Here is a 5009-nt window from a genome sequence, read left to right as displayed (position 1 = left end):
CATGCAAACACGGATAGCTACAGGGCTTACAACGACGAACTTCCAAAAGTAAAACACATTGTTAGCAAGCTGTATACACAGCGTATTGAGCGTGCACATCTGACACTGCGTAACCTATTGCAACGGCTCAATCGCAAGACGTTCGGATATTCAAAATCATCCGAAATGCACGATAGGATCATCAGTGCTTACATCGAACGCGAGTACTACGTTTGATGCTACATCAACTCATTGAATACACGACCCAATCGCGCGCATGCTGCTCAATGAAATCCATCATCATGTCGGCAATATCCAGTTGAGTAGTGCGTTCTATCCCTTCCAGACCGGGTGAAGCGTTTACCTCCATCACCAGCGGCCCACGCGTCGCGCGCAAAATATCCACGCCCGCCACGCTCAATCCCAGCGTTTGCGTTGCTTTCACTGCAATGGCGCGCTCACGCTCCGTGATAATGACCGGGCGCGCGGTGCCGCCACGGTGCAAATTGGAACGAAAATCCCCTTCTTTGGCCTGACGTTCGATGGCCGCGACGACTTCATTGCCAATCACCAGACAGCGGATGTCCCTACCCTGCGCCTCGCGCACATACTCCTGAACCAGGATGTGCGCATTCAGGCCGCGAAATGCATCAATCACGCTTTCGGCCGCCTGACGCGTTTCCGCCAACACCACACCTATCCCCTGAGTACCCTCCACCAGTTTAACCACCAGCGGTGCTCCGCCCACCATATCGATTAGATCGCTGGTATCGTCCGGTGAATGCGCAAAACCGGTGATTGGCAAATCGATGCCCTCGCGCGCCAGCAGTTGCAGCGAATGCAACTTATCCCGTGCACGAGTGATTGAGAGCGCGTTGTTCAACGCAAAGCTTCCCAGCATTTCAAACTGGCGCAACACTGCGGTGCCGTAAAAGGTAATTTGCGAGCCGATGCGAGGAATTACCGCATCGTATTTTACCAACTGGCGGCCGCGATAATGCACCGTAGGTGCAGCAGAGTTGATGTTCATATAGCACGAGAGCGGATCAATAATATCAACAACGTGCTTGCGTGCTTCCGCGGCCTCACGCAGCCGCTTGCAGGAGTACAGACTGCCGTCCCGTGATAAAATGGCGATCTTCATCAATTCCTCACCCACGTTTTAGCGGATTGCCCAGCCTTGCTGATGCAAGTAGTCCAGAATAAAGGGCCTCAGCTATTTTTGCAGTGTGCTCTGCACGTGCTCACTCTAGGTGTTGCGACGACGATTACTGCCACGCTACTGGTAGTAATCTCCTAATTGCTGGTCATACTGTGCCAACGCCGCTTTATCTAACGGTTGATAGCCATTATCGTGTACCACCAGCGAGGCGGGCAAGCGCGGTTTGAGGTCGGGCGTCGCGGCAGGGTAGCCCAGACAGAGGCCAAATAGCGGTAAGACTTGCGGTGGCAACGCCAACAACGCGGTAACATCGGCAATGTGATTGCGAATACCGCCGATGAATACCCCGCACATCCCCAGCGATTCAGCCGCGACCAGTGCGTTCTGCCCCATCAGCGCTGTATCTACACATCCCAGCAGCAGTTGCTCTGCCATCCCGGTTTTCGCCTGCGGGAAAATGTCTAGGTGGAGATGGAAATCGTCACAAAACACCCAAAACTCTGCGGCGGCGGCTACATGCTGCTGATCGCCACAATAATGGGCCAACGTTTGGCGCAGCGTAGGATCGGTAATGCTAATAATGGAGCTGCATTGTAAAAAACTCGAACTGGACGCGCTCTGGGCAGCAGCAATAATGGCGTCGCGCGCATCTGGCGCAATGTGCTGTGTGATAAAAGCACGAATAGATCGATGTTTTAGCAGCAGATCGATAGTTGGCGTCACGCTTCGTGTCCTTATGATGGTGTGTCCTGAAGATCGCGGGGTCGGCTGAGTGAACCGGATAGCCAGGCGCTTAACAGGCAGTATAAATCAGCCGTCGCAACTGACCAATGCTGCTCAGCGTATGTTATGTAGTTTGATAGCCATCACATATTAATGTAACAGGGATTTACTACTTTTTTTTCAGCGCAGATGGGGGCATAGTAGCACCACAGAAAGACAAGGATAATATCGTTTACAGCCTTTTGTTTTGATAAGGAGTTAACATGTTTGCTGTTATTTTTGGCCGCCCTGGCTGCCCTTACTGTGTTCGCGCCAAAGCGCTGGCAGAAAAACTGACCGAACAACGTGACGACTTCAGTTTCCGCTACGTTGATATTCACGCAGAAGGAATCACCAAAGACGACCTGTCTAAAACCGTGGGTAAGCCGGTTGAGACGGTTCCGCAGATCTTTTTGGACGAAAAACACATTGGCGGTTGTACCGATTTCGAAGCCTATGCCAAAGCGAACCTGAACCTGTTTCAGTAAAACGGTAACGCATCGACAACATACTGACCAAAGGAGCACCCTGCGCCTTTGGTGTTTTTATCTTCAGCGAAAATACCGCTGGCACGAGACGTAGACGAACAAAAACCCCAGCGCGCCCATCAGACTCCAGAACGCGGCGCTCATCACATAGGCCAATTCCTGCCAGAACGCGTTCATCGGTGTGCTCCAAAAATGCAGGATAATCAGGCACAGCGGCATGGCCATTAGTGCGCCGAGAAAGGGATAACGCAAGCGGCCGCGTGCCGATAAACCGCTGGCTACAATGCCGGGCAGCAAAAACAACAGCATTCCAGGCTCTCCCCGAAATCCCGTTTCCGTTGTCGAAAAGACATCCATTTTTTGGCTCAAAAACACCACGGTAAACAATAAAAAACAGCAGGTTGCACCCACCCACCCCTTATTGCTTCCCATATTCGCCTCTCTTTGCCCCACGCCGACATCGCAAGACGAGGCCGAGTAAGGTGTATTTAATCGGAACAACATCGGAATATACCTGATATAACAACAAGCAAGGCGGCATCACTTTTTATAAAATAAAGGCTGGCTGTAACACAAACACCCAACTAAGATGGCAGCACTCTTGCTATGCTTCAGGCAATTTATTTTCAGGAAACGGATGGTACCTGTGCCGAATCACGCGCTTTCTCTGCCGGATTCTTCACGCTCTGTTCCGCCATTGCCCTACAGTGAGTATTCTGAGTGAATGGCAATAAATTTAGCCCTTACCTTCATTAATATCAAGAACTTAATAGTAAACAACACGTTAAAGTCCATGAATATAAACGTCGCTGAGTTGTTAAACGGGAATTACATACTGCTGTTATTTGTGGTGCTCTCATTGGGGCTGTGCCTGGGGAAAATACGGCTAGGCAGCGTTCAACTTGGTAATTCCATTGGTGTTTTAGTGGTGTTATTATTATGGCAGCAACATTTTGCCATAAATACCGATGCGCTGAATCTTGGTTTTATGCTGTTTATTTTTTGCGTCGGTATCGAAGCGGGCCCTAATTTTTTCTCCATTTTTTTTCGTGACGGTAAAAACTATTTCGCCCTTGCCTTAGTGTTGGTCAGCTCAGCGCTGGTGCTGGCACTGCTGTTGGGCAAGCTCTTCGGTTGGGATATCGGCCTGACAGCAGGCATGCTGGCGGGGGCAATGACGTCAACGCCCGTGCTGGTCGGAGCCGGAGATGCGCTGCGCAATGCTAACAGTGTCGATCCGCAGCTCAGCGTCGAGTTGGATCACCTGAGCCTTGGCTATGCGCTTACCTATCTGATCGGTCTGGTCAGCCTGATTTTTGGCGCGCGCTATCTGCCGAAACCGCAACATCAGGATCTGCCGACCAGCGCGCAACAAATCGCGCGTGAACGCGGCCTCGATCCCGACAGCCAACGTAAAGTGTATCTCCCCATTATCCGTGCTTATCGCGTCGGACCGGAGCTGGTCGCCTGTGCTGACGGAAAAAATCTGCGCGCGCTGGGCAGTTACCGGCAAACCGGCTGCTCCATTGAGCTTCTGCGCCGTAACGGCATTCTCGCCACTCCCGATGGGGATGCCACCTTGCAACTGGGTGATGAAATTGCTCTGGTGGGCTACCCGGATGCCCATGCTCGCCTCAATTCCAATTTCCGTGACGGCAAGGAAGTGTTCGATCGCGACCTGCTCGATATGCGCATCGTCACCGAAGAGATAGTGGTCAAAAACAACAACGGCGTCGGCAAACGCCTCAGCCAGCTAAAACTGACCGACCACGGCTGCTTTTTAAACCGCATCGTACGCAACCAGATCGAAATGCCCATTGATGATGGCGTGGTGCTGAACAAAGGGGATGTACCACAGGTGAGTGGCGATGCCCGGCGGGTGAAAAGCATCGCAGATCGCATCGGGTTTATTTCCATCCACAGTCAGATTACCGATCTGCTCGCGTTCTGCGCCTCCTTTATCATCGGCATCATGGTCGGGCTTATCACCTTCCAGTACCGTAACTTCAATTTTGCCATTGGTAGTGCAGCCGGATTGCTGTTTGCCGGGATCATGCTGGGCTTCCTACGCGCCAACCACCCGACCTTTGGCTATATCCCACAGGGCGCGCTGAATATGGTAAAAGAGTTTGGTCTGATGGTGTTTATGGAGGGCGTTGGCCTGAGCGCTTGCAGCACCATCGGCACCAGTTTTGGCTCCGTGGGCGTACAAATATTGTTTGCAGGACTGGCGATCAGCATGATCACGGTGGTGATCTGTTTCCTGTTTGGTGCCATTATGTGTACTAGCTCAGACCTGATCTGACAGTTACCGATTATTTATACAGGTGTCTGTCAGATTACATATGGTTCAGATTCTTTTCTGCCCAGATCCGTTTTCCATCGAGTAAAGTGGCCATCGGCGTACGCCCGCAGCACGTTTTTCCCTGATGAGTTCGCTCATTATTGTAATGCTACAACCAGTTGTCCAGATCTACCTGCAGGCTTTCCAGGTCTCCATATAACTTCTTGCGGAACGTAACCTAATAAAAATCCTGCAAAATGGTTTTATGGAAGCGCTCGCAGATGCCGTTCGTCTGCGGAGAAATCGCCTTCGTTTTCGTATGCTCGATATCGTT

4 protein-coding genes and 3 pseudogenes are annotated in these 5009 nt (G+C 51.5%); 3 read left to right on the top strand and 4 right to left on the bottom strand.

Annotation, left to right across the window (positions count from 1 at the left end; all coding sequences use genetic code 11):
* The coding region (locus QZ506_RS15780) for an IS1 family transposase (protein WP_291972333.1) at positions 1 to 216 on the top strand (216 nt) is incomplete at its 5' end.
* Between the two features lie 7 nt (positions 217 to 223).
* Here the strand turns inward: QZ506_RS15780 and rimK are convergent.
* Both rimK and nfsA read right to left on the bottom strand, forming a co-directional pair.
* Positions 224 to 1123: a 30S ribosomal protein S6--L-glutamate ligase gene (rimK, locus tag QZ506_RS15775; protein WP_291972328.1), complete on the bottom strand. Its 900-nt coding sequence runs from the start codon at positions 1121 to 1123 to the stop codon at positions 224 to 226.
* Between the two features lie 72 nt (positions 1124 to 1195).
* Positions 1196 to 1864: pseudogene (nfsA, locus tag QZ506_RS15770) on the bottom strand (oxygen-insensitive NADPH nitroreductase).
* 263 nt (positions 1865 to 2127) lie between these two features.
* On the opposite strand from nfsA, the gene QZ506_RS15765 reads away from it, so the two are divergent.
* The gene (locus tag QZ506_RS15765; protein WP_195312865.1) at positions 2128 to 2391 is read left to right on the top strand and encodes a GrxA family glutaredoxin; all 264 of its coding nucleotides are present in this window, start codon (positions 2128 to 2130) and stop codon (positions 2389 to 2391) included.
* Positions 2392 to 2454: 63 nt separating this feature from the next.
* Here the strand turns inward: QZ506_RS15765 and QZ506_RS15760 are convergent, their stop codons facing one another.
* Positions 2455 to 2823, bottom strand: a complete 369-nt coding sequence (locus QZ506_RS15760; protein WP_291972326.1) for an inner membrane protein YbjM — start codon at positions 2821 to 2823, stop codon at positions 2455 to 2457.
* A gap of 361 nt (positions 2824 to 3184) precedes the next feature.
* Between QZ506_RS15760 and QZ506_RS15755 the strand changes: the two are divergent.
* Positions 3185 to 4672 (top strand): annotated as a pseudogene (locus QZ506_RS15755) (aspartate:alanine antiporter); the annotation flags it as partial.
* 58 nt (positions 4673 to 4730) lie between these two features.
* Here the strand turns inward: QZ506_RS15755 and QZ506_RS15750 are convergent.
* Positions 4731 to 5009, bottom strand: a pseudogene (locus tag QZ506_RS15750) (integrase core domain-containing protein); the annotation flags it as partial.

The organism is Candidatus Symbiopectobacterium sp. (assembly GCF_020054415.1).
Taxonomy (GTDB): Bacteria; Pseudomonadota; Gammaproteobacteria; order Enterobacterales; family Enterobacteriaceae; genus Symbiopectobacterium.
The sequence above is the reverse complement of the archived record's forward strand: the minus strand, read 5'-3'. Positions and strand labels throughout refer to the sequence as shown.

Bases quoted from the DNA above. Each gene is read 5' to 3' on its own strand.
- QZ506_RS15760 (WP_291972326.1), bottom strand. From the start codon at position 2,823: ATGGGAAGCAATAAGGGGTGGGTGGGTGCAACCTGCTGTTTTTTATTG.
- rimK (WP_291972328.1), bottom strand. From the start codon at position 1,123: ATGAAGATCGCCATTTTATCACGGGACGGCAGTCTGTACTCCTGCAAG.
- QZ506_RS15765 (WP_195312865.1), top strand. From the start codon at position 2,128: ATGTTTGCTGTTATTTTTGGCCGCCCTGGCTGCCCTTACTGTGTTCGC.